This is a genomic window from Pseudomonas fluorescens, from assembly GCF_902497785.1.
GTDB classification, from domain to species: Bacteria; Pseudomonadota; Gammaproteobacteria; order Pseudomonadales; family Pseudomonadaceae; genus Aquipseudomonas; species Aquipseudomonas fluorescens_BO.
Window position 1 is genome coordinate 1 of sequence record NZ_CABVHK010000003.1, and the last position, 20,619, is coordinate 20,619.

Sequence of the window (20,619 nt, forward strand, 5' to 3'; positions counted from 1 at the left end):
CGGCCTCATCGTCGGAATGCCGCCCAGACCAAGCCCGCTCCCACAGGGATCTGTGCTGGCTCGGAGTAAGAGCCAGACAATAAAAAGCCCCCGCCGCCTTTACGGCAACGAGGGCTTTTTGATGTCGCGGGCTTACATCTCGACCTGCGTCCCCAACTCAATCACCCGGTTCAGCGGCAGATTAAAGAAGCGCAAATTGCCATTGGCGTTTTTCAACATGAAGGCGAACAACGCCTCGCGCCAGCGGGCCATGCCTTCAAGCTTGGAGGCAATCACCGTCTCGCGGCTGAGGAAGTAGGTGGTGCGCATCGGGCTGAAGTCCAGGTCATCGAGATGACACAACTTCAAGGCCTGCGGCACGTCCGGTTCGTCGACGAAGCCGAAGTGCAGGATCACCCGGAAGAACCCTTCGCCGTGGGACTCGACCTCGAAGCGCCGTGTTGGCGGCACTCGGGGGATGTCTTCATAGACCACCGTCAGCAGCACCACCTGTTCGTGTAACACCTGGTTATGCAACAGGTTGTGCAACAACGCATGAGGCACAGCGTCCGGGCGGGCGGTGAGGAACACGGCGGTGCCCTGGACGCGATGCGGCGGTTGGACGGCGATGCTGCTGATGAAAATCGGCAGTGGCAGCCCCCCTTCGTCCATGCGTTCCACCAGCAACTGTTTGCCGCGTTTCCAGGTGGTCATCAACACAAACAGCGCAATACCGGCGATCACCGGGAAGGCCCCGCCCTGAACGATTTTCGGCACGTTGGCGGCGAAGTACAGACCGTCCACCAGCAGGAAGCCGAGCAATACCGGCACCGCGAGGATCGGTGGCCATTTCCACAGCAACAACATCACCGCCGACACCAGAATGGTGGTCATCAGCATCGTGCCGGTCACCGCCACGCCATAGGCAGAGGCCAAGGCGCCGGAGGATTCGAAGCCGATCACCAGCAGGATCACGCCCACCATCAATGCCCAGTTCACCGCGCCGATGTAGATCTGGCCCTGTTCGGCACTGGAGGTGTGCTGGATGTGCATGCGCGGAATGTAGCCGAGCTGGATCGCCTGACGGGTCAGGGAGAACGCACCGGAAATCACCGCTTGCGAAGCGATCACTGTGGCCAGGGTCGACAGGCCGACCAGCGGAATCAACGCCCAACTTGGCGCCAACAGATAAAACGGGTTGCGCGCCGCTTCCGGATCGCCGAGCAACAACGCACCCTGGCCAAAGTAGTTGAGCACCAGCGCCGGCAGCACGAGGATGAACCAGGCGCGGGCGATCGGCTTGCGCCCGAAGTGGCCCATGTCGGCGTACAGCGCTTCGGCGCCGGTCAACGCCAGCACCACCGCGCCAAGAATCGCCACGCCCATGCCCGGGTGAACAATGAAGAAACGCACGCCCCAGGCCGGGTTCATCGCTTGCAACACTTCCGGGTGTTGCAGGATGCCGTAGACGCCCAGCGCACCCAGTACCACAAACCATGTAACCATGATCGGCCCGAACAGGATGCCGATGCGCGCGGTGCCGTGACGCTGAATCAAAAACAGCGCCACCAGCACGATCAGCGACAGCGGCACCACCCAATGGTCGATGCCATCGAAGGCCAGCCCCAGGCCCTCAATCGCCGAGAGCACGGAAATCGCCGGGGTGATCATGCTGTCGCCGTAGAACAGCGCCGCGCCGATCAGCCCGCAGACCACCAGCAAGGTGCGCAATCTCTTGTGCCCCGCCGCTGCCCGCCGCGCAAGCGCGGTCAACGCCATGATCCCGCCTTCACCCTGGTTGTCGGCGCGCAGGACAAACATCATGTACTTGATCGAGACCACCCAGATCAGCGACCAGAAGATCAGCGCCAGGATGCCCAACACGCCGTCATGGTTGACCGGCACGCCATAGCCGCCGGAGAACACTTCTTTGAGGGTGTACAGCGGGCTGGTGCCGATATCGCCATAAACCACCCCGACCGCCGCGACCAGCATGCCGATCGGCTTCGCCGCCGAATGCTCGGTATCCGCAGCCTGACTACTTGCCTGACCCATCCAACACTCCCGTTACCCAGACCGGACTTCTTTAAAAAGAAGCACTATGCTTTGCACGCAGCATGCGCTGTTTTACATGACGTTACAGACGTTTTGTTGACTGTAAAAAATCGGTAATGCCCAACGGCGCGAAGCATAGCGCAGCACTCGTCGTATTTCCCTGCATAAAGCTGGTCAAGTGCGTTGGTCACCGCTAGAATTGCGCACTTTTTGATCAGAGGCGCAGCAAAAGCGTCCGATTGTCGCCTTGCCCGTTTGCGGCTGGAGGCGTCACAAACACCGAGGTTAGACATGTCCACCACTCCTGCGCCGGCCAATCCAAAAGTTGGCTTCGTATCCCTGGGCTGCCCGAAGGCGCTCGTAGACTCCGAGCGCATCCTTACCCAGCTGCGCATGGAAGGTTATGACGTTGTGTCCACCTATCAGGACGCCGACGTCGTGGTGGTCAACACCTGCGGTTTCATCGACTCGGCCAAGGCTGAGTCCCTGGAAGTGATCGGCGAAGCCATCAAGGAAAACGGCAAGGTCATCGTCACTGGCTGCATGGGCGTGGAAGAAGGCACCATCCGCAACGTGCACCCGAGCGTGCTGGCCGTGACCGGTCCGCAGCAGTACGAGCAAGTGGTCAACGCCGTGCACGACGTCGTGCCGCCGCGCAAGGATCACAACCCGCTGATCGACCTGGTGCCGCCGCAAGGCATCAAGCTGACCCCGCGCCACTACGCGTACCTGAAGATTTCCGAAGGCTGCAACCACAGCTGCAGCTTCTGCATCATTCCGTCGATGCGCGGCAAGCTGGTCAGCCGTCCGGTCGGCGACGTGCTCGACGAAGCCCAGCGCCTGGTCAAGTCCGGCGTCAAAGAGCTGTTGGTGATCTCGCAAGACACCAGCGCCTACGGCGTCGATGTGAAATACCGCACCGGTTTCTGGAACGGCATGCCGGTGAAAACCCGCATGACCGAACTCTGCGAAGCCCTGAGCACCCTCGGCGTCTGGGTACGCCTGCACTACGTTTACCCGTACCCGCACGTTGACGAACTGATTCCGCTGATGGCCGCCGGGAAAATCCTGCCGTACCTGGACATCCCGTTCCAGCACGCCAGCCCGAAAGTCCTGAAGTCGATGAAACGCCCGGCGTTCGAAGACAAGACCCTGGCGCGGATCAAGAACTGGCGCGAGATCTGCCCGGACCTGATCATCCGTTCGACCTTCATCGTCGGCTTCCCCGGCGAAACCGAAGAAGACTTCCAGTACCTGCTGAATTGGCTGACCGAAGCCCAGCTCGACCGTGTCGGCTGCTTCCAGTACTCGCCGGTCGAAGGCGCCCCGGCCAACGATCTCGACCTGGAGATCGTGCCGGACGAGGTCAAGCAGGACCGTTGGGACCGCTTCATGGCGCATCAACAGGCCATCAGCTCGGCGCGTCTGCAACTGCGTGTCGGCCGTGAAATCGAAGTGCTGGTCGACGAAGTCGATGAGCAAGGCGCCGTTGGCCGCTGCTTCTTCGATGCTCCGGAAATCGACGGTAACGTATTCATCGACAACGGCAGCAACCTGAAGCCGGGCGACAAGGTCTGGTGCAAAGTGACTGACGCCGACGAGTACGACCTGTGGGCTGAACAGATCTAAACGCAAAAAATACAAAAAGCCCTGCTCTCTTGACGAGATGCGGGGCTTTTTTACGGCTATCGTTTCAGGTGAGAAAGGACTCGCACATTCCATTGCAAAAGGGGCAGCCGGCCATGCGCCAACACTCGGTCATCCACACGCCGAAACACAGTGACTATCAGGAACTCACGCAAGTCTGGGAAGCTTCGGTGCGCGCCACCCATGACTTTCTGCCGGACAGCTACATCGAATTGTTGAAGAACCTGGTGCTGACCCGTTACCTCGACGCGGTGATGCTGATCTGCACCAAAGACTCGCGCCAGCGCATCACCGGGTTCGCCGGCGTCGCGGCGGGCAAGATCGAAATGCTCTTCATCGACCCCGCTCATCGCGGTCAGGGTCTGGGTAAATTGTTACTGCGCTATGCCATGGAACACCTGAACGCCGATGAACTGGACGTCAACGAACAGAACCCGCAGGCGCTGGGGTTCTACCTGCAACAGGGCTTCGAGATCATCGGTCGCACCGAGCACGACGGCATGGGGCAGCCTTACCCGTTACTGCATATGCGTTTGCGCCAGGCGCAACAACTGACGCGCAATGGTTGAAACACCACAGACCCACTGTAGGAGCTAGCTTGCTAGCGATGGTCGCGAACGATAACGCGCCCTTTCAGGATAAAACGCGGTGGCTGTGGATCCATCGCAGGCAAGCCAGCTCCTACAAAATGCAGCGTACTGAAATGGACCCGCGATTAACCCGCGCCTAGCAGGTACAATGCTCACCCCTTTTTTGTTACGGCCCTGTCATGACTGACCCGATTCGTCTCTCCAAACGCCTCATCGAACTCGTCGGCTGTTCCCGTCGGGAGGCTGAGCTGTTCATCGAGGGCGGCTGGGTCACCGTGGACGGCGAAGTCATCGACGAGCCGCAGTTCAAGGTCGACGCCCAGAAAGTCGAACTTGACCCAGAAGCCAAGGCCACCGCGCCAGAGCCTGTGACCATCCTGTTCAACGTGGCGGCAGGCATGGACGCGGAAACGGCCATGGCCACCATCAGCGCCGACACCCTGAGCGAAGAACACCGCTTCAGCAAACGCCCGCTCAAGGGCCATTTCCTGCGCCTGACCGCCAGCACCGACCTGCAGGCCAACGCCAGCGGTCTGCTGGTGTTCACCCAGGACTGGAAAATCCTGCGCAAACTGACCGCCGATTCGGCGAAGATCGAGCAGGAATATGTGGTCGAAGTTGAAGGCGACATGGTGGCTCACGGGCTCAATCGCCTGAACCACGGCCTGACCTACAAAGGCAAAGAGCTGCCACCGGTGAAAGCCAGCTGGCAGAACGAAAACCGTCTGCGCTTTGCGATGAAGAACCCACAACCGGGCGTGATCGCCCTGTTCTGCCAGGCCGTCGGCCTGAAGGTCGTCGCCATCCGCCGCATCCGCATCGGCGGCGTGTCCATCGGCAAAGTGCCGTTGGGGCAATGGCGCTACCTGTCCGGCAAAGAGAAGTTCTAAGACTTTTCACGCCGCCACACATTTCGGCGCCGCTGCTTATGCGGCGCCCACTGCTGAATATCAGGATTGCACACCATGATTCATAACGACGTACTGCGCAGCGTGCGCTACATGCTCGACATCAGCGACAAGAAAGTCATCGAGATCATCAAACTCGGCGGCATGGATGTGTCCCTGGAAGACCTGGTGACCTACCTCGACAAGAAAGAGGAAGACGAAGAAGGCTTCGTGCGCTGCCCGGACGAAGTCATGGCGCATTTCCTCGACGGCCTGGTGACCTTCAAGCGCGGCAAGGACGAAAGCCGTCCGCCGCAGCCGATCGAAGTGCCGGTGACCAACAACATCATCCTCAAGAAACTGCGTGTGGCCTTCGAACTGAAGGAAGACGACATGCACGCGATCCTCAAGGCCGCCGAGTTCCCGGTGTCCAAGCCTGAGCTGAGCGCGCTGTTTCGCAAGTTCGGCCACACCAACTACCGTCCGTGCGGCGACCAGTTGCTGCGCAACTTCCTCAAGGGCCTGACCCTGCGCGTTCGCCCACAGTAACGCCGATGTAGGACCGTAGGAGCTGTCGAGTGCAACGAGGCTGCGATCTTTTGATCTCAAATGTCCAAAAAGATCGCAGCCTCGTTGCACTCGACAGCTCCTACAGTCCTACGGCTCCTACAGCTCCGTATGGCCCCCCATTCCTCGCAAAAATAGTGGCTCCGCTTTCCGCGACTGACGACTAGGGTGTAAAGACCCTCAGCTCTCAGGATTCGCCATGCACCCGTACTTTTCCCTGCAAGGCCGCACCGCTCTGGTGACCGGCGGCACCCGTGGTATCGGCAAAATGATCGCCAAGGCCTACGTCGAGGCCGGGGCTACCGTGTACGTCTGCGCCCGTGACGCCGAAGCCTGTCGGCAAACGGCTGACGAATTGAGCGCATTCGGGCGTTGCCACGGGGTGGCCGCCAATCTGGCGGCTGAAGAAGGTGTGCTGCAACTGGCCAAGCGCCTGGGCGAGCAGATCACCCATCTGGATATTCTGGTCAACAACGCCGGCACCACCTGGGGCGCGCCGCTGGAAAGCTATCCGGTGAAGGGCTGGGAAAAGGTCATGCAGCTCAACGTGACGTCGGTGTTTAACTGCATTCAGCAGTTCTTGCCGCTGCTGAAGAAAGCCGGTTCGGCGGCGAACCCGGCGCGGATTATCAATATCGGTTCGGTAGCGGGGATTTCTTCCTTCGGCGAGCAGGCTTATGCCTACGGGCCGAGTAAAGCTGCCCTGCATCAATTGTCGCGGATTCTCGCGCGGGAACTGGTGACCCAGCACATCAACGTCAACGTGATCGCGCCCGGGCGCTTTCCGAGCAAAATGACCCAGCACATCGGCAATGATGAGCAGGCGTTGGCTGAGGATACGGCGTTGATTCCGATGAAGCGCTGGGGACGGGAGGAAGAAATGGCGGCGCTGGCGATCAGCCTGGCGAGTACGGCCGGGGCGTACATGACCGGGAATATTATCCCGCTGGATGGTGGGTTCAGTCTCTGATATCCGCTTTTGTGGCGAGGGAGCTTGCTCCCGCTCGGTTGCGAAGCAACCGCCCAGACCACCGAGTTTCCACTGGAGAAACTCGGTGAAGGTGTTGGGGGCGCTTCGCGCCCCAGCGGGAGCAAGCTCCCTCGCCACAGTGTGCGCATGGGCTATCATATCCGCCCTCATTCCTGGCTCGACTCCACACCATGACCTACAGCGTTTCCCCCATCGGCTTCGTGCGCTCCTGCTTCAAGGAGAAGTTCGCCATCCCGCGCCAGCCGCAATTGGCGCCCGCCGCGCGCGGTGTGCTGGAACTGGTGGCGCCGTTTGATCAGGGGGATGCGGTGCAAGGCCTGGAACAGGTCAGCCACGTCTGGCTGCTGTTCCTGTTTCATCAGGCCCTGGAAGAGAAGCCGCGCCTGAAAGTCCGCCCTCCTCGCCTTGGTGGTAATAAATCCATGGGCGTGTTCGCCACCCGCGCCACGCACCGGCCCAATGGCATCGGCCAGTCCGTGGTGAAACTCGACAAGGTTGAAGCCGGTCGCTTGTGGATATCCGGCATCGATTTGCTGGATGGCACGCCAGTTCTCGACATCAAACCCTATGTGCCCTACGCCGACATCATCGACACGGCGTCAAACAGCATCGCCAGCGCTGCGCCGCAATTGATTGCCGTGCAGTGGACGGATTCGGCGCTGCAGCAGGCGCACGAGCACGCTCAGCGCCTTGAAGAACCGCTGGTCGAGCTGATTGAGCAGTGTCTGGCGCAAGACCCAAGGCCGGCGTATCAGACACCGACGCCGGAGCGCGAGTATGGGGCGCAGTTCTGGGATGTGGATGTGCGCTGGCATTACCCGACACCGGAGCTGATCCGCGTTCTGGAAGTCATCCCAGCCTCCAACCTGTAGGAGCTGTCGAGTGAAACGAGGCTGCGATCTTTTGATGTTGCTTTTAAAAACAAGATCAAAAGATCGCAGCCTCGTTTCACTCGGCAGCTCCTACAAGGATTGTGGCAAGCACAAAAAAGCCCCCATTACCGGTTAAGGCAATGGGGGCTTTTCAGTGGTGCGGTGCGCTTACTTCTCGACGAACGCACGCTCGATCAGGTAATCACCCGGCTCGCGCATCCGTGGCGAAACTTTCAGGCCGAAGCTGTTCAACACTTCGCTGGTTTCGTCGAGCATGCTCGGGCTGCCGCACAGCATGGCGCGGTCGTCCTGCGGGTTGATCGGCGGCAGGCCGATATCGCTGAACAGCTTGCCGCTGCGCATCAGGTCCGTCAGGCGGCCTTCGTTCTCGAACGGCTCGCGGGTCACCGTCGGGTAGTAGATCAACTTGTCACGCAGGGCCTCGCCGAAGAACTCGTTCTGCGGCAAGTGCTCGGTGATGAATTCGCGGTAGGCGACTTCGTTGACGTAACGTACGCCGTGGCACAGGATCACTTTTTCGAAACGCTCGTAGGTTTCCGGGTCCTGGATGACGCTCATGAACGGCGCCAGACCGGTACCGGTGCTGAGCAGGTACAAATGTTTGCCAGGCTTCAAGTCGTCCAGTACCAGCGTGCCGGTAGGCTTCTTGCTGATGATGATCTCGTCGCCTTCCTTCAGATGCTGCAGCTGGGAAGTCAACGGGCCATCAGGCACCTTGATGCTGAAGAACTCGAGATGCTCTTCCCAGTTCGGGCTGGCAATCGAGTAAGCGCGCATAAGCGGGCGGCCATTGGGCTGTTGCAGGCCGATCATCACGAACTGACCGTTCTCGAAGCGCAGGCCCGGGTCGCGGGTGCACTTGAAGCTGAACAGAGTGTCGTTCCAGTGGTGAACACTGAGGACACGCTCGTGGTTCATGTTGCTCATGTACGTGGGACTCCTGGAGATGGGTCTGCGCGGGTTCTGCGAAAAGAAAACCAGCTGTGCGCAATTGCATCGCATTCTAATGGCAGCGACAATATCTGTTAAATGGATTATTAAGATAAGGGTTATCGGTTATATAGATATGCGATTTACTCTCCGTCAACTTCAAGTCTTCGTTGCCGTTGCCCAGCAGGAAAGCGTATCCCGTGCCGCGGGTCTGCTCAACCTCTCGCAATCGGCGGCAAGCACCTCGATCACCGAACTCGAGCGCCAGTCCAGCTGTCAGCTGTTCGACCGCGCCGGTAAACGGCTGAGCCTCAACGCGCTCGGCAAACAGCTCTTGCCACAAGCCGTGGCATTGCTCGATCAGGCAAAGGAAATCGAAAACTTGCTCAACGGCAAGTCCGGCTTCGGTTCTCTGGCGGTCGGCGCGACCCTGACCATCGGCAATTACCTCGCCACCCTGTTGATCGGCAGCTTCATGCAGCGCCATCCGGAAAGCCAGGTGAAGCTGCACGTGCAGAACACTGCCAACATCGTGCAACAAGTTGCTCACTATGAAATTGATCTGGGTCTAATCGAGGGCGATTGCAGCCACCCCGACATCGAGGTGCAGAGCTGGGTCGAGGATGAACTGGTGGTGTTCTGCGCGCCACAGCATCCACTGGCGATTCGCGGCACGGCGAGCATGGATGAGCTGAGTCATGAAGCGTGGATCCTGCGGGAACAAGGCTCCGGAACGCGGCTGACGTTTGATCAGGCCATGCGTCACCATCGCAGCGCGTTGAATATCCGCCTGGAACTGGAGCACACCGAGGCCATCAAGCGCGCGGTCGAATCGGGATTGGGGATTGGCTGCATTTCGCGGCTGGCGCTGCGCGACGCGTTCCGTCGCGGCAGCCTGGTACCGGTGGAAACACCGGATCTGGACTTGGCGCGGCAGTTTTATTTCATCTGGCACAAACAGAAATTCCAGACGCCGGCGATGCGTGAATTCCTCGACCTGTGTCGCGCCTTCACCGCCGGAGTTCAGCGCAGCGACGAAATCGTGCTGCCCACCATCGCTTAAAGCAGGATCACCGCCCACACCAGCGCGATCAGGGTCAAGGCCACGAATTGCGCGGCGCTGCCCATGTCCTTGGCGTTCTTGGACAGCGGGTGCAATTCAAGGGAAATGCGGTCAATCGCCGCTTCCACCGCCGAGTTGAGCAACTCGACGATCAAGGCCAACAGACAGACGGCGATCAGCAACGCCTGCTCGACGCGGCTGACGTTCAAAAAGAACGAAATCGGAATCAGGATTACATTGAGCAACACCAGTTGCCGAAAAGCCGCTTCGCCGGTGAAGGCGGCGCGCAGGCCATCCAGCGAATATCCAGAGGCGTTGAGGATGCGTTTCAGGCCGGTCTGGCCTTTGAAAGGGGACATAGAATGGCAACTGACCAAAAAAGAGTGGGAAAGCTAGATCAACCCAAGTCAAAAAAGCGTGAAGACGCCACCCTCAGTGACTTGAAATTGACTCAAGTTGTTGCAGCAGCAACGCCGCCTGAGTCCGGGTCCGCACATTCAGCTTGCGGAAAATCGCCGTGACGTGGGCCTTGATCGTCGCTTCCGACACGCTCAACTCGTAGGCAATCTGCTTGTTCAGCAAGCCTTCGCAGACCATGGTCAACACCCGGAACTGCTGGGGGGTCAGGCTGGCAAGGCCTTCGCTGGCGGCCTTGGCTTCGTCGGACACGCTGACCGCTTCAAACGCCTGCGGCGGCCAGAACACATCGCCATCGAGCACCGCCCGGACGGCTTTCTGGATCACGCTCAAGTCACTGGATTTGGGAATGAACCCGCTGGCGCCAAACTCACGGGACTTGACCATGATCGAGGCTTCTTCCTGGGCCGAGACCATCACCACCGGAATCTGCGGGTACTGACCGCGCAACAGCACCAACCCGGAAAACCCATAGGCCCCCGGCATGTTCAGGTCCAGCAACACCAGGTCCCAATCGGACTTCTCGTCCAGACGGGTTTCCAGCTCGGCAATGCTCGCTACTTCGACCAGACGGACATCAGGCCCAAGGCCCAGGGTCAAGGCTTGATGCAAGGCGCTACGAAAAAGAGGGTGGTCATCGGCAATCAGGATTTCGTATGTGGCCATTTTTCTAATGATCCTGTTTTTCTAACAACTCGAGGTACAGCCACGAAGCTGCACCAACGGGGCACGTTCAACGCCAATCACGGCGCTATTTACATAGCTGTCCATGCAAGCATGCGGCGTATCAAATTTCGGCCGCGCCCCAATCGGCGCCAAGCATGCCCAGCGAAGCCGGGGTGGTCAAGGTGCCTGGCTGCTACAGATCTTTGCAGTATGGGCGACAATCAGGCCGTGACGACGAGCGTTTTCTGCACGAACGGCATCAGCTCGGCATGCGCCGGTGTTGCAACGTTCATGTCCAGCTGATGCTTGGCATCGAGGTAATGCTGGCTGAACACGTCAAAATAAGCGTCCAGTGCCGACGCAGCCTCGACATCGCCCGCCAGATCAAGGCACAGGGCCGCCACTTCAGCGGTGCACAAATGTTCGCTGCGGGTCGACCGGCGTAGCCGATAGCGTGACAATTTTTCGGGCAACAGGCTGAGGATCGGCAAAGCATCGAAATACGGACTTTTACGGAAAATCTTCCGGGCTTCGGTCCAGGTCGCGTCCAGCAGAATGAACAGCGGTCGCTTGGTGCTATCAACGTCGACTGTGTGGGTGACCCGCTGCGGTTCAACGTACTCGCCCGGAAATACCAGATAAGGCTGCCATTGCGGATCGGCCAGCAACGCCAACAGCTGGGGGTCAGTTTCCGTGCGCGACCAGATGAACGCATGGTTGTCGCGCACCACGTCAGCGATCAGCCACCCGGTGTTGCTCGGCTTGAACACTTCCTTGTTGGTCATGATCAGGCACACCCCGGAACGGGTTTCGACCTGCGGGCGCCAGGCGCACAGGCAGTGGCTCTCGATCACCCGGCACGCCCGGCAACGGGTGGCCCGCCAGCCACGGGCCTGAATCGGCTTGATGCCTTCTTCTTCACGTTGATCACGAAGGCGCGCGACAGCGTTGGGGGCATGGGTCATTGTGGGCAACGCCGGCAGACGGGGAAACTCGACACGACTATCACTCGGGACAATAAAGAGGCGGCAGTTTACCAGAGCATCCGGCGCAAGCCTGTACCGTCCAGACCAGCTCCCCTATAATTCGCCGCCAATGAACGCACAGTCATGTGACGGGTCGAACCACCAGTCACTGAACCAGGAGAGTTTCATGCTGCGCCTTATCGTTCCCACCGCTGCCATTCTACTGGTGTCGTCCTTCAGCGCTCAGGCTGCATCCCTGAGTGAACAGAATCTGAACAGAGAGCTGCGAAACGTCGCCGCACAAAGCAGCGCTGGCACTCCGCGGGCGATCAACGAAGACATTCTTGATCAAGGCTACACCGTTGAAGGTAATGTGCTGATCAACCACCTCAGCGTGCAAAGCAGCCATGCCAACAAGATGCGCGAAGACCCGAAAGCGGTGTACTTCCAGCTCGGCGCTTCGGTCTGCAGAAACGAGGGTTTTCGCAAGCTGATGAAGAAGGGAGCGGTAATGCGCTACGACTTCACCGAAGTGAAGACCAATCGCGCGGTCGGCTCTGCCAGTTTCCAGGAATCGGATTGCCCGAAAGCCACGCCAGCGAAGAAGAAGTAATTCAATGGGAATTGGCGCGCCGCTGTTCATCCTCGGCGCGCAATTCTGCCAACAGCGCCTGCAAGTATCGAGAGCGGCGCTCGGCGCCCTCCAGACGTCGGCAGCACTCCTCTTCGAGACTCAAATGATTGGTCTCGGCTGATGACTTCAGTAATCGATACAGTTGCGTATCGATCTCCAGAATGACTCTGGCCATAGCATCCCGCCTCCTTGCACCTCGCCCTTGCTTGAGCGATAAAATCCTTGAACCGCTTGTGCCGTGCGCCTTGCCTTAGACGCAAATTTCTCGTGTGACGCCTGTAACTCAGTAAATCAGAGTGGCAGAAGCTCGGCGTGCGTTCAGACGAGCGGTGAAATCACCTTGCATATCGTCAATAACCGGTTGCCAGCAAAGACTTTGCGGCGCAATCATCAAGTCAGCGAACTTCTCCGCAAGGGTCTAGATTCATAGAGTTCTCGTTCACTTTTCAGGGCAGAAAAGGGGCTGCCTGGTTTGCGTTTTTGATGCGAATGTTTCCTCATCCCAGGGAAACCAGAGCCTGTATGGAAGGAGAAATTGATGCCTTACCAACCGAATGACCTCCTGAGCCGCCATTTTGCAGAGAGCGGCCACGACCTCATCACCAAGGTCGAAGAACAACTCAAACTTGTTTCACCCAACAGCCCGAACATCCCGATCTACCGCGACATGATCCTGACCGTGCTGCGCATGGCCCAGGAAGATCACAACCGCTGGAATGCCAAAATCACCCTGCAAGCCCTGCGCGAACTGGAGCACGCCTTCCGTGTGCTCGAGCAGTTTCGCGGGCGGCGCAAGGTCACTGTCTTCGGCTCGGCCCGTACACCGATCGAACACCCGTTGTACGGCCTGGCCCGGGAACTTGGCGCAGCTTTGGCGCGCTCGGACCTGATGGTCATCACCGGTGCCGGCGGCGGCATCATGGCAGCTGCTCACGAAGGTGCCGGCCTTGAACACAGCCTGGGATTCAACATCACCCTGCCTTTCGAGCAGCACGCCAACCCCACTGTGAACGGCACCACCAATCTGTTGCCCTTCCACTTCTTCTTCACCCGCAAGTTATTCTTCGTCAAGGAAGCCGATGCGCTGGTCCTTTGCCCAGGTGGTTTCGGCACGCTCGACGAAGCATTGGAAGTGCTGACACTGATTCAGACCGGTAAAAGCCCACTGGTGCCAGTGGTGCTTCTCGACGCTCCGGGTGGCAAGTTCTGGCAAGGCGCGCTGGACTTCATCCGCAATCAACTGGAGGAAAACCGCTACATCCTGCCAACCGACATGAAGCTGGTGAGCCTGGTCTACAGCGCCGAAGAAGCGGTGGAACAGATCAATCAGTTCTACAGCAACTTCCACTCCAGCCGCTGGCTCAAGCATCAATTCGTGATCCGCATGAACCACAAGCTCAGCGACGACGCGCTCGAGCACATGCAGAAAGCATTCGCCGACCTGTGCCTGAGCGATCACTTTCATCAGCATGCCTACAGCGGCGAAGAACACGACGACCCGCAGTTCAGTCATCTGGCACGACTGGCCTTCACCTTCAACGCCCGTGATCATGGGCGTCTGCGGGAACTGGTGGACTACATCAACCTGGCGGAAAACTGGGCGCATTCCCAACCCCAGGCACAGCAACGCACGCGGGAACCATCCAAGGTTACGTGAAGCAAAAAAAACGGCCCGCTATCGAAATAGCGGGCCGTTTTTGTTTAATCATCCAGTCCCCGGCCGCTGAACAGCCGGCTGATCATTTCCATGGAATATCCCCGATAACTGAGGAACCGCCCTTGTTTGGCGCGTTCCCGGGCGTCTATCGGTAAATGCCCGGCAAACTTGCGCCGCCAGGTGTCTTCCAGCTGCTCCTGCCAGTTCATACCGCTCTCGCGAAGTGCGAGTTCGATATCGCTGCGTTGCAGGCCACGCTGGCTCAACTCTTCGCGAATGCGCAAAGGGCCGTAACCGGATCGGGCACGGTAGGAAACGAAGCTTTCGAGGTAACGGGATTCAGACAGCAGGCCCTCTTCCGTCAAGCGGTCGAGTGCTGTGTCGATCATTTCAGGGAGGGCGCCGCGCTGACGCAGTTTACGCGTCAGCTCGACTCGACCGTGCTCGCGTCGCGCGAGCAGGTCCATTGCGGTTCGCCGCACCGCGACGAGTGTATCGAGTACGGCGGTCATCGGATCAATCAGATGTCAGCGTCAGCCAGGTCATCAGCCGTCTCTTTGACGGGCGATGCTTTAACGTCCGGCGCTGGAGTCAGCAGTTTGTCGCGCAGCTGCTTCTCAAGTTTCTTGGCGATTTCCGGGTTGTCTGCCAGGAACTTGGCCGAGTTCGCCTTGCCCTGACCGATCTTGGTGCCTTCGTAGGCATACCAGGCACCGGACTTCTCAACGAAACCGTGCAGCACGCCGAGATCGATCATCTCGCCGTTGAGGTAGATACCCTTGCCGTAAAGAATCTGGAACTCAGCCTGACGGAACGGCGAAGCGACCTTGTTCTTCACAACCTTGACGCGGGTTTCGCTACCGACGACTTCATCACCTTCTTTCACCGCGCCAGTACGACGGATGTCCAGACGGACCGAAGCGTAGAACTTCAACGCGTTACCACCGGTGGTGGTTTCCGGGCTGCCGAACATCACGCCGATCTTCATGCGGATCTGGTTGATGAAGATCACCAGGCAGTTGGCGTTCTTGATGTTACCGGTGATTTTACGCAGCGCCTGGGACATCAGACGGGCTTGCAGGCCCACGTGCATGTCACCCATTTCGCCTTCGATTTCAGCCTTCGGAACCAGGGCGGCTACGGAGTCGACGATGATCACGTCAACCGCGTTGGAACGCACCAGCATGTCGGTGATTTCCAGAGCCTGCTCGCCGGTGTCCGGCTGGGAAACCAGCAGGTCGTCGACGTTGACGCCGAGTTTGCCGGCGTATTCAGGGTCAAGGGCGTGTTCGGCGTCGACGAATGCACAGGTCGCGCCGGCTTTTTGAGCCTGGGCGATCACCGACAGTGTCAGCGTGGTTTTACCGGAGGATTCAGGACCGTAGATTTCAACGATACGGCCTTTTGGCAGGCCGCCAATGCCGAGCGCGATGTCCAGACCCAGAGAGCCAGTGGAGATAGCCGGGATCGCCTGACGGTCCTGATCGCCCATACGCATTACGGCACCCTTGCCGAATTGACGTTCGATCTGACCCAGGGCCGCAGCCAAGGCTTTCTTCTTGTTGTCGTCCATTAAAGTCCTCACGTAATCAATAAGGCCTGACGGCCAACACCTGTATAAGTAGCCAGTATTATTCCACAGCGTTTCAGGATCGCCTACCCCTGATTTGAGATTTCTCCCGCAGCATGGCGAAGCAGCCCGTCTAGCGCGGCCTTCACCGTTTGTCGGCGAACCTCGTCACGGTTGCCAGGGAAGTGCTGCACCTCGCTGAACACCTGCTCGCCGACGCCCCAGGCCAGCCACACCGTGCCGACCGGCTTGTTCGGTGAACCGCCGTCAGGTCCCGCCACGCCACTGACCGCCACGCCAAAATGCGCCCGGCTTTTTTCCTGCGCACCGCGCACCATGGCCTCGACCACCTCGCGACTGACAGCCCCGACCGTCTCGAACAATTCAACCGGGACGCTCAACTGCTCAGCTTTCTGACGATTGGAGTAGGTGACATAACCGGCTTCGAACCATGCCGAACTCCCCGGAATACGCGTGATGGCCTCGCAAATGCCGCCCCCGGTACAGGATTCGGCGGCCGTGACATGCGCGTTGAGAACTTGCAGGCGCCTGCCCAGTTCAGCGGCCAGTTGGGTGATTTCTTTCACGGTGATCTCCTGAACGAGCGGAATGAGAACTACCGTACACGAGCGCATCGCGCTTGCAAGGCACAGGGTCGGTCAAAATGTTAGCCAGTCCAGGACTGCACTGTTGACAGTTATGGCGCCCGCTGATCTGGATCAGGCCGCGACCGCGATAGCGTTGACCGTCACCGTCGGGCGCCGCGCTATTGCCGCGGAGGCTATTGGTCCCGCGGGGAATCACGCGGCCGGATGTCACACACGCCGATGCGTTTGGCCGCCCAGCGCTCATAGAGGCCGATGGCAACATCAGCCCCGGCTATCGCTGTGAGGCCCCCGAAAGCGCCGGCCGCCCAGATCGACAAACCCGCGGCGTACAGCAGCATGAACGCCGACACCCCGCAAACCATGCAGGCCCCGGAACGCAGAGCCAGACGCCGCATCAATGACCAGCCGCGAGCGCCTTCCTTGTCAGCTCGCCACATTTCGCCGGTCAGCCCGCCCACCAGGGCGAGCGCGAGGACCAGCCAGATCGGCATGTCCAGCAACGCTTGTTGCTCGTTTGTCATGTCGCGCCTCCTGGGGGATGTGTGTGCCTCAAACAGTTTGCGATTGAGTACGCGCTGTTTGCGTATTTGTCGGCAGCCCGCACATCGAGCCCCTCAAATGCAAAAGGAGCCGGATGTATCGATCGCGCTACCCGAGCGGTCCGGCAATTACTGCCTTGTCGAGCGGCTTGAGACAAAGAATATGCATGGATGCATATACAGTCAATGCACTAGCGCATTTATTTTCAGGACGTAAATGCATTGGCGCATAGAACCCGATGAAATTAGAGGCTAACGGTTTTCAGCAGACGTAAAAAAACCCGCACAGCGGCGGGTTTTATCTGACAGCGTTGGGGTTATCGAGCGTACATACCCCACCAGAAGACATGACCAAGAATGACAATCTGCTCTCCCTGAATCTCCTGGAAGGTGTAGTCCTCGTCCGGATGCTCTTCACGATTGAAACTGCGCAGACGAATGCCCGTCGGCAACCGGTAAAGCTGTTTAACCCGTAGCTGCCCGTTGTGATTGATCGCATACAGGTCGCCATCGACGATGTCGCCAATCCCGCATTTCCCGGCATTGACCCCCACCGTCGCGCCGTCACGCAACACCGGCAACATACTGTTGCCGCGCACTGTCACACATTTGGCCTGATCGAACTGCACACCGTTGTGCCGCAAGCTGCGCTTGCCGAAGCGCAGGCTAGAGCGCTCGCTTTCTTCGATAACGAATCTTCCTGATCCAGCAGCCAATTCAACCTCTCGAAGAAAGGGGACCGACACCTCATCGTCATCGACGGGCGTATCGTCGTCCCACAGGCTTATGTCCTTGAGTTCGGAATGCGATGCCGCGCGTCCGGCATGGGCGGCGGGCGCGACATCAGCGCGGCCACGCAACTGGTCGGTGCTCACGGCGAAGTACTCGGCGATCTTCGAGATGTGTTTATCCGAAGGGTCGACGATCTTCCCGCTGAGGATGCGCGAAAGTGTGGATTGGGGCACGCCGGTGCGACGGTGAAGCTCCGTCGGGGAGATACCGTGCTGATCGAGCAGCGCTCTTAAGACAGAAGAAACATTGCGTTTTTGCATAACGCGCATAGTGCTTGATGTTTTTTCCGATGACAAATGCTGAATTGCATAACCCGTGCATAAAAAATCGGAAATGTATCGCGTGGCTTTCATGCCTGCGTCGGGCAGACCGCCCATGGTAACCTTGCGCCCATCGCGGAAAAGCCGGGCCGACGTCCCTCCTTTGCCCTACACCTTTCAACGAATTTGCCTGATTATCCGATGAATAAAGCCCTCTCCGATCTGTCTTCTCACACGCCAATGATGCAGCAGTACTGGCGCCTGAAGAACCAGCACCCAGACCAGTTGATGTTCTACCGCATGGGCGACTTTTACGAGATCTTCTATGAAGACGCGAAGAAGGCCGCCAAGTTGCTGGACATCACCCTGACTGCCCGTGGGCAATCGGCCGGTCAGGCGATTCCGATGTGTGGGATTCCTTACCACGCCGCGGAAGGTTACTTGGCGAAACTGGTCAAGCTTGGCGAGTCGGTGGTGATTTGTGAGCAGGTTGGCGATCCGGCCACCAGCAAAGGTCCGGTGGATCGTCAGGTGGTGCGGATCATCACGCCGGGTACGGTCAGTGATGAAGCGTTGCTGGATGAGCGTCGGGACAATCTGATCGCGGCGGTGCTGGGCGACGAGCGCCTGTTTGGCCTGGCCGTGCTGGACATCACCAGCGGCAATTTCACGGTGCTGGAGATCAAGGGTTGGGAAAACCTGTTGGCGGAGCTGGAACGGGTCAATCCGGTGGAGCTGATGATCCCGGATGACTGGCCGAAGGATTTGCCGGCGGAGAAACGTCGTGGTGTTCGTCGCCGTGCACCGTGGGATTTCGAGCGCGACTCGGCGCTGAAAAGTCTCTGCCAGCAATTCTCGACTCAAGACCTGAAAGGTTTCGGTTGTGAGAACCTGACCCTGGCCATCGGCGCTGCCGGTTGCCTGCTCAGCTACGCCAAGGAAACCCAGCGCACCGCCCTGCCCCATTTGCGCAGCCTGCGCCACGAGCGTCTGGATGACACGGTGGTGCTGGATGGCGCGAGCCGTCGCAACCTGGAGCTGGATACTAACCTTGCCGGTGGCCGCGACAACACCCTGCAATCGGTGGTCGACCGCTGCCAGACCGCGATGGGCAGTCGTCTGCTGACCCGCTGGCTGAACCGCCCGCTGCGAGACTTGAACGTCTTGCTGGCACGCCAGACCTCGATCACCTGTCTGCTCGACGGTTACCGTTTCGAAAAACTGCAACCGCAGCTCAAGGAGATCGGCGACATCGAGCGCATCCTTGCGCGGATCGGCCTGCGCAATGCCCGCCCCCGTGACCTGGCGCGTCTGCGCGACGCCCTCGGTGCGTTGCCTGAGTTGCAAGTGGCGATGACCGAGCTTGAAGCGCCGCACATCATTCAACTGGCGAAGACCACCAGCACATACCCGGAACTGGCGGCGCTGCTGGAAAAAGCCATCATCGACAACCCGCCAGCAGTGATCCGTGACGGCGGCGTGTTGAAAACCGGTTACGACGCAGAATTGGACGACCTGCAATCGCTCAGCGAAAACGCCGGGCAGTTCCTGATCGATCTGGAGGCGCGCGAAAAAGCGCGCACCGGCCTGTCGCATCTGAAAGTCGGCTACAACCGCATTCACGGTTACTTCATCGAGCTGCCGAGCAAGCAGGCCGAATCCGCGCCGGCAGACTATATCCGCCGCCAGACGCTCAAAGGCGCCGAGCGCTTCATCACGCCGGAGCTGAAGGCCTTCGAGGACAAAGCGCTGTCGGCGAAAAGCCGTGCCCTGGCCCGCGAGAAGATGCTTTACGAAGCGCTGCTCGAGGACCTGATCGGCCAGTTGCCACCGCTGCAAGACACCGCCGCCGCCCTGGCGGAACTGGACGTGCTGAGCAACCTTGCCGAACGCGCACTGAACCTCGATTTGAACTGCCCGCGTTTCGTCGAAGAGCCGTGCATGCGCATCACCCAGGGCCGTCACCCGGTGGTCGAGCAAGTGCTGACCACGCCGTTTGTGGCCAACGACCTGAGCCTCGACGACAACACGCGCATGCTGGTGATCACCGGTCCGAACATGGGCGGTAAATCCACCTACATGCGCCAGACTGCGCTGATCGTGTTGCTGGCGCACATCGGCAGCTTCGTGCCGGCGGCCAGTTGTGAACTGTCCCTGGTTGACCGGATTTTCACCCGGATCGGTTCCAGTGACGACCTGGCGGGCGGGCGCTCGACCTTCATGGTCGAAATGAGCGAAACCGCAAACATTCTGCACAACGCTACCGAACGCAGCCTGGTGCTGATGGACGAAGTCGGGCGCGGCACCAGCACCTTCGACGGCTTGTCGCTGGCCTGGGCCGCGGCCGAGCGCCTGGCACATCTGCGGGCTTACACGCTGTTCGCCACCCACTACTTTGAGCTGACGGTGCTGCCGGAAGCGCAACCGCTGGTGGCCAACGTGCACCTCAACGCCACCGAGCACAACGAACGCATCGTGTTCCTGCACCACGTGCTGCCCGGGCCTGCCAGCCAGAGTTATGGCCTCGCCGTGGCGCAATTGGCCGGCGTGCCGAGCGAAGTAATCGTGCGTGCTCGCGAGCATCTCGGTCGACTGGAAGCCACCGCGCTGCCTCACGAAGTGCCCAAGACGGCCAAAGGTAAACCGGCAGCGCCGCAGCAAAGCGACATGTTCGCCAGCCTGCCCCACCCGGTGCTCGATGAACTGGCCAAACTCGATCTGGACGACCTGACGCCGCGTCGCGCGTTAGAAATGCTCTATACACTGAAGACACGGATCTAACGCACTTGCCTGCAAGCTGTTAGAATCTCGCGCGGTTTGGGATGCTGCAGGCTAATAGCCTGGCCTGCAGACTATCGCTCCCAAACCTGGCGTCCCCAACGTGAAGGGGCTCCGCTGCCGCCGCCTGA

At 59.4% G+C, this 20,619-nt stretch carries 21 protein-coding genes and 1 pseudogene; 10 read left to right on the forward strand and 12 right to left on the reverse strand.

All coding sequences use genetic code 11. The annotated features are described in order from the left end of the window. Positions 1-132: 132 nt before the first annotated feature. Positions 133-2,034: a potassium transporter Kup gene (locus F8N62_RS05010; RefSeq protein ID WP_150709913.1), complete on the reverse strand. Its 1,902-nt coding sequence runs from the start codon at positions 2,032-2,034 to the stop codon at positions 133-135. 291 nt (positions 2,035-2,325) lie between these two features. Between F8N62_RS05010 and rimO the strand changes: the two genes are divergently transcribed. From rimO to tsaA, 6 genes are all read left to right on the forward strand, one after another. Continuing rightward, on the forward strand, positions 2,326-3,663 hold the full coding sequence (gene rimO / locus F8N62_RS05020) for a 30S ribosomal protein S12 methylthiotransferase RimO (RefSeq protein ID WP_150709915.1): 1,338 nt from the start codon (positions 2,326-2,328) through the stop codon (positions 3,661-3,663). Between the two features lie 113 nt (positions 3,664-3,776). Then, a complete protein-coding gene (locus tag F8N62_RS05025) occupies positions 3,777-4,250 on the forward strand; it encodes a GNAT family N-acetyltransferase (protein ID WP_150709916.1) in 474 nt (157 codons plus the stop codon). Positions 4,251-4,450: 200 nt separating this feature from the next. Beyond that, a complete protein-coding gene (locus F8N62_RS05030; protein WP_150709917.1) occupies positions 4,451-5,161 on the forward strand; it encodes an rRNA pseudouridine synthase in 711 nt (236 codons plus the stop codon). A gap of 75 nt (positions 5,162-5,236) precedes the next feature. Beyond that, entirely contained in the window at positions 5,237-5,707 is a 471-nt protein-coding gene (locus F8N62_RS05035; protein ID WP_150709918.1) for a DUF1456 family protein, read from the forward strand. 217 nt (positions 5,708-5,924) lie between these two features. Next, positions 5,925-6,695, forward strand: a complete 771-nt coding sequence (locus F8N62_RS05040) for an SDR family oxidoreductase (RefSeq protein WP_150709919.1) — start codon at positions 5,925-5,927, stop codon at positions 6,693-6,695. Between the two features lie 191 nt (positions 6,696-6,886). Further along, positions 6,887-7,588, forward strand: coding sequence for a tRNA (N6-threonylcarbamoyladenosine(37)-N6)-methyltransferase TrmO (tsaA, locus tag F8N62_RS05045; RefSeq protein WP_150709920.1), 702 nt, complete (start codon positions 6,887-6,889; stop codon positions 7,586-7,588). 168 nt (positions 7,589-7,756) lie between these two features. On the opposite strand, the gene fpr is transcribed toward tsaA, so the two are convergent. Further along, on the reverse strand, positions 7,757-8,536 hold the full coding sequence (fpr, locus tag F8N62_RS05050) for a ferredoxin-NADP reductase (RefSeq protein ID WP_003443014.1): 780 nt from the start codon (positions 8,534-8,536) through the stop codon (positions 7,757-7,759). 139 nt (positions 8,537-8,675) lie between these two features. On the opposite strand from fpr, the gene F8N62_RS05055 reads away from it, so the two are divergent. Then, positions 8,676-9,602, forward strand: a complete 927-nt coding sequence (locus F8N62_RS05055; RefSeq protein ID WP_150709921.1) for a LysR family transcriptional regulator — start codon at positions 8,676-8,678, stop codon at positions 9,600-9,602. Here the strand turns inward: F8N62_RS05055 and F8N62_RS05060 are convergent. The 3 genes from F8N62_RS05060 to F8N62_RS05070 form a co-directional block, all read right to left on the reverse strand. Beyond that, on the reverse strand, positions 9,599-9,961 hold the full coding sequence (locus F8N62_RS05060) for a diacylglycerol kinase (protein WP_150709922.1): 363 nt from the start codon (positions 9,959-9,961) through the stop codon (positions 9,599-9,601). The genes F8N62_RS05055 and F8N62_RS05060 overlap by 4 nt on opposite strands. Positions 9,962-10,034: 73 nt before the next feature. Next, positions 10,035-10,685, reverse strand: coding sequence for a response regulator transcription factor ErdR (gene erdR / locus F8N62_RS05065; protein WP_017336764.1), 651 nt, complete (start codon positions 10,683-10,685; stop codon positions 10,035-10,037). 221 nt (positions 10,686-10,906) lie between these two features. Beyond that, entirely contained in the window at positions 10,907-11,650 is a 744-nt protein-coding gene (locus F8N62_RS05070; RefSeq protein ID WP_150709923.1) for a tRNA-uridine aminocarboxypropyltransferase, read from the reverse strand. A gap of 187 nt (positions 11,651-11,837) precedes the next feature. Here F8N62_RS05070 and F8N62_RS05075 point away from each other — a divergent pair, with 187 nt between their 5' ends. Then, positions 11,838-12,263 (forward strand): PA3611 family quorum-sensing-regulated virulence factor, encoded by a 426-nt coding sequence (locus F8N62_RS05075; RefSeq protein ID WP_150709924.1) that lies wholly within the window; start codon positions 11,838-11,840, stop codon positions 12,261-12,263. Position 12,264: 1 nt separating this feature from the next. Here the strand turns inward: F8N62_RS05075 and F8N62_RS05080 are convergent, their stop codons facing one another. Next, on the reverse strand, positions 12,265-12,459 hold the full coding sequence (locus tag F8N62_RS05080) for a hypothetical protein (protein WP_008030018.1): 195 nt from the start codon (positions 12,457-12,459) through the stop codon (positions 12,265-12,267). Between the two features lie 363 nt (positions 12,460-12,822). On the opposite strand from F8N62_RS05080, the gene F8N62_RS05085 reads away from it, so the two are divergent. Continuing rightward, entirely contained in the window at positions 12,823-13,941 is a 1,119-nt protein-coding gene (locus F8N62_RS05085) for a TIGR00730 family Rossman fold protein (RefSeq protein WP_150709925.1), read from the forward strand. 44 nt (positions 13,942-13,985) lie between these two features. Here F8N62_RS05085 and recX read toward each other — a convergent pair whose 3' ends face one another. The 6 genes and pseudogenes from recX to F8N62_RS05115 all read right to left on the reverse strand — a co-directional run bounded on the left by recX (position 13,986) and on the right by F8N62_RS05115 (position 17,710). Next, positions 13,986-14,453 (reverse strand): recombination regulator RecX, encoded by a 468-nt coding sequence (gene recX, locus F8N62_RS05090; protein WP_150709926.1) that lies wholly within the window; start codon positions 14,451-14,453, stop codon positions 13,986-13,988. Between the two features lie 8 nt (positions 14,454-14,461). After that, positions 14,462-15,514 (reverse strand): recombinase RecA, encoded by a 1,053-nt coding sequence (recA, locus tag F8N62_RS05095; RefSeq protein WP_150709927.1) that lies wholly within the window; start codon positions 15,512-15,514, stop codon positions 14,462-14,464. 83 nt (positions 15,515-15,597) lie between these two features. Continuing rightward, entirely contained in the window at positions 15,598-16,098 is a 501-nt protein-coding gene (locus F8N62_RS05100; RefSeq protein WP_150709928.1) for a CinA family protein, read from the reverse strand. 85 nt (positions 16,099-16,183) lie between these two features. Further along, positions 16,184-16,303 (reverse strand): annotated as a pseudogene (locus F8N62_RS31730) (glycoside hydrolase family 19 protein); the annotation flags it as partial. Further along, the gene (locus F8N62_RS05110) at positions 16,293-16,640 is read right to left on the reverse strand and encodes a phage holin family protein (protein ID WP_150709929.1); all 348 of its coding nucleotides are present in this window, start codon (positions 16,638-16,640) and stop codon (positions 16,293-16,295) included. The gene F8N62_RS05110 and the pseudogene F8N62_RS31730, both read right to left, overlap by 11 nt. Positions 16,641-16,975: 335 nt before the next feature. After that, complete coding sequence (locus F8N62_RS05115) at positions 16,976-17,710, reverse strand: helix-turn-helix transcriptional regulator (protein WP_150710268.1); 735 nt, start codon at positions 17,708-17,710, stop codon at positions 16,976-16,978. Between the two features lie 201 nt (positions 17,711-17,911). Between F8N62_RS05115 and mutS the strand changes: the two genes are divergently transcribed. Further along, entirely contained in the window at positions 17,912-20,491 is a 2,580-nt protein-coding gene (gene mutS, locus F8N62_RS05120) for a DNA mismatch repair protein MutS (RefSeq protein WP_150709930.1), read from the forward strand. Positions 20,492-20,619 lie beyond the last annotated feature (128 nt).

Excerpts from the sequence above, each read along its gene's own strand:
- fpr (WP_003443014.1), bottom strand. The coding sequence starts at position 8,536 with ATGAGCAACATGAACCACGAGCGTGTCCTCAGTGTTCACCACTGGAAC.
- F8N62_RS05070 (WP_150709923.1), bottom strand. The coding sequence starts at position 11,650 with ATGACCCATGCCCCCAACGCTGTCGCGCGCCTTCGTGATCAACGTGAA.
- F8N62_RS05040 (WP_150709919.1), top strand. The coding sequence starts at position 5,925 with ATGCACCCGTACTTTTCCCTGCAAGGCCGCACCGCTCTGGTGACCGGC.
- F8N62_RS05080 (WP_008030018.1), bottom strand. The coding sequence starts at position 12,459 with ATGGCCAGAGTCATTCTGGAGATCGATACGCAACTGTATCGATTACTG.
- F8N62_RS05060 (WP_150709922.1), bottom strand. The coding sequence starts at position 9,961 with ATGTCCCCTTTCAAAGGCCAGACCGGCCTGAAACGCATCCTCAACGCC.
- F8N62_RS05055 (WP_150709921.1), top strand. The coding sequence starts at position 8,676 with ATGCGATTTACTCTCCGTCAACTTCAAGTCTTCGTTGCCGTTGCCCAG.
- erdR (WP_017336764.1), bottom strand. The coding sequence starts at position 10,685 with ATGGCCACATACGAAATCCTGATTGCCGATGACCACCCTCTTTTTCGT.
- F8N62_RS05110 (WP_150709929.1), bottom strand. The coding sequence starts at position 16,640 with ATGACAAACGAGCAACAAGCGTTGCTGGACATGCCGATCTGGCTGGTC.
- F8N62_RS05085 (WP_150709925.1), top strand. The coding sequence starts at position 12,823 with ATGCCTTACCAACCGAATGACCTCCTGAGCCGCCATTTTGCAGAGAGC.
- F8N62_RS05030 (WP_150709917.1), top strand. The coding sequence starts at position 4,451 with ATGACTGACCCGATTCGTCTCTCCAAACGCCTCATCGAACTCGTCGGC.
- F8N62_RS05025 (WP_150709916.1), top strand. The coding sequence starts at position 3,777 with ATGCGCCAACACTCGGTCATCCACACGCCGAAACACAGTGACTATCAG.
- rimO (WP_150709915.1), top strand. The coding sequence starts at position 2,326 with ATGTCCACCACTCCTGCGCCGGCCAATCCAAAAGTTGGCTTCGTATCC.
- F8N62_RS05075 (WP_150709924.1), top strand. The coding sequence starts at position 11,838 with ATGCTGCGCCTTATCGTTCCCACCGCTGCCATTCTACTGGTGTCGTCC.
- F8N62_RS05035 (WP_150709918.1), top strand. The coding sequence starts at position 5,237 with ATGATTCATAACGACGTACTGCGCAGCGTGCGCTACATGCTCGACATC.
- mutS (WP_150709930.1), top strand. The coding sequence starts at position 17,912 with ATGAATAAAGCCCTCTCCGATCTGTCTTCTCACACGCCAATGATGCAG.
- tsaA (WP_150709920.1), top strand. The coding sequence starts at position 6,887 with ATGACCTACAGCGTTTCCCCCATCGGCTTCGTGCGCTCCTGCTTCAAG.
- recX (WP_150709926.1), bottom strand. The coding sequence starts at position 14,453 with ATGACCGCCGTACTCGATACACTCGTCGCGGTGCGGCGAACCGCAATG.
- recA (WP_150709927.1), bottom strand. The coding sequence starts at position 15,514 with ATGGACGACAACAAGAAGAAAGCCTTGGCTGCGGCCCTGGGTCAGATC.
- F8N62_RS05010 (WP_150709913.1), bottom strand. The coding sequence starts at position 2,034 with ATGGGTCAGGCAAGTAGTCAGGCTGCGGATACCGAGCATTCGGCGGCG.
- F8N62_RS05115 (WP_150710268.1), bottom strand. The coding sequence starts at position 17,710 with ATGCAAAAACGCAATGTTTCTTCTGTCTTAAGAGCGCTGCTCGATCAG.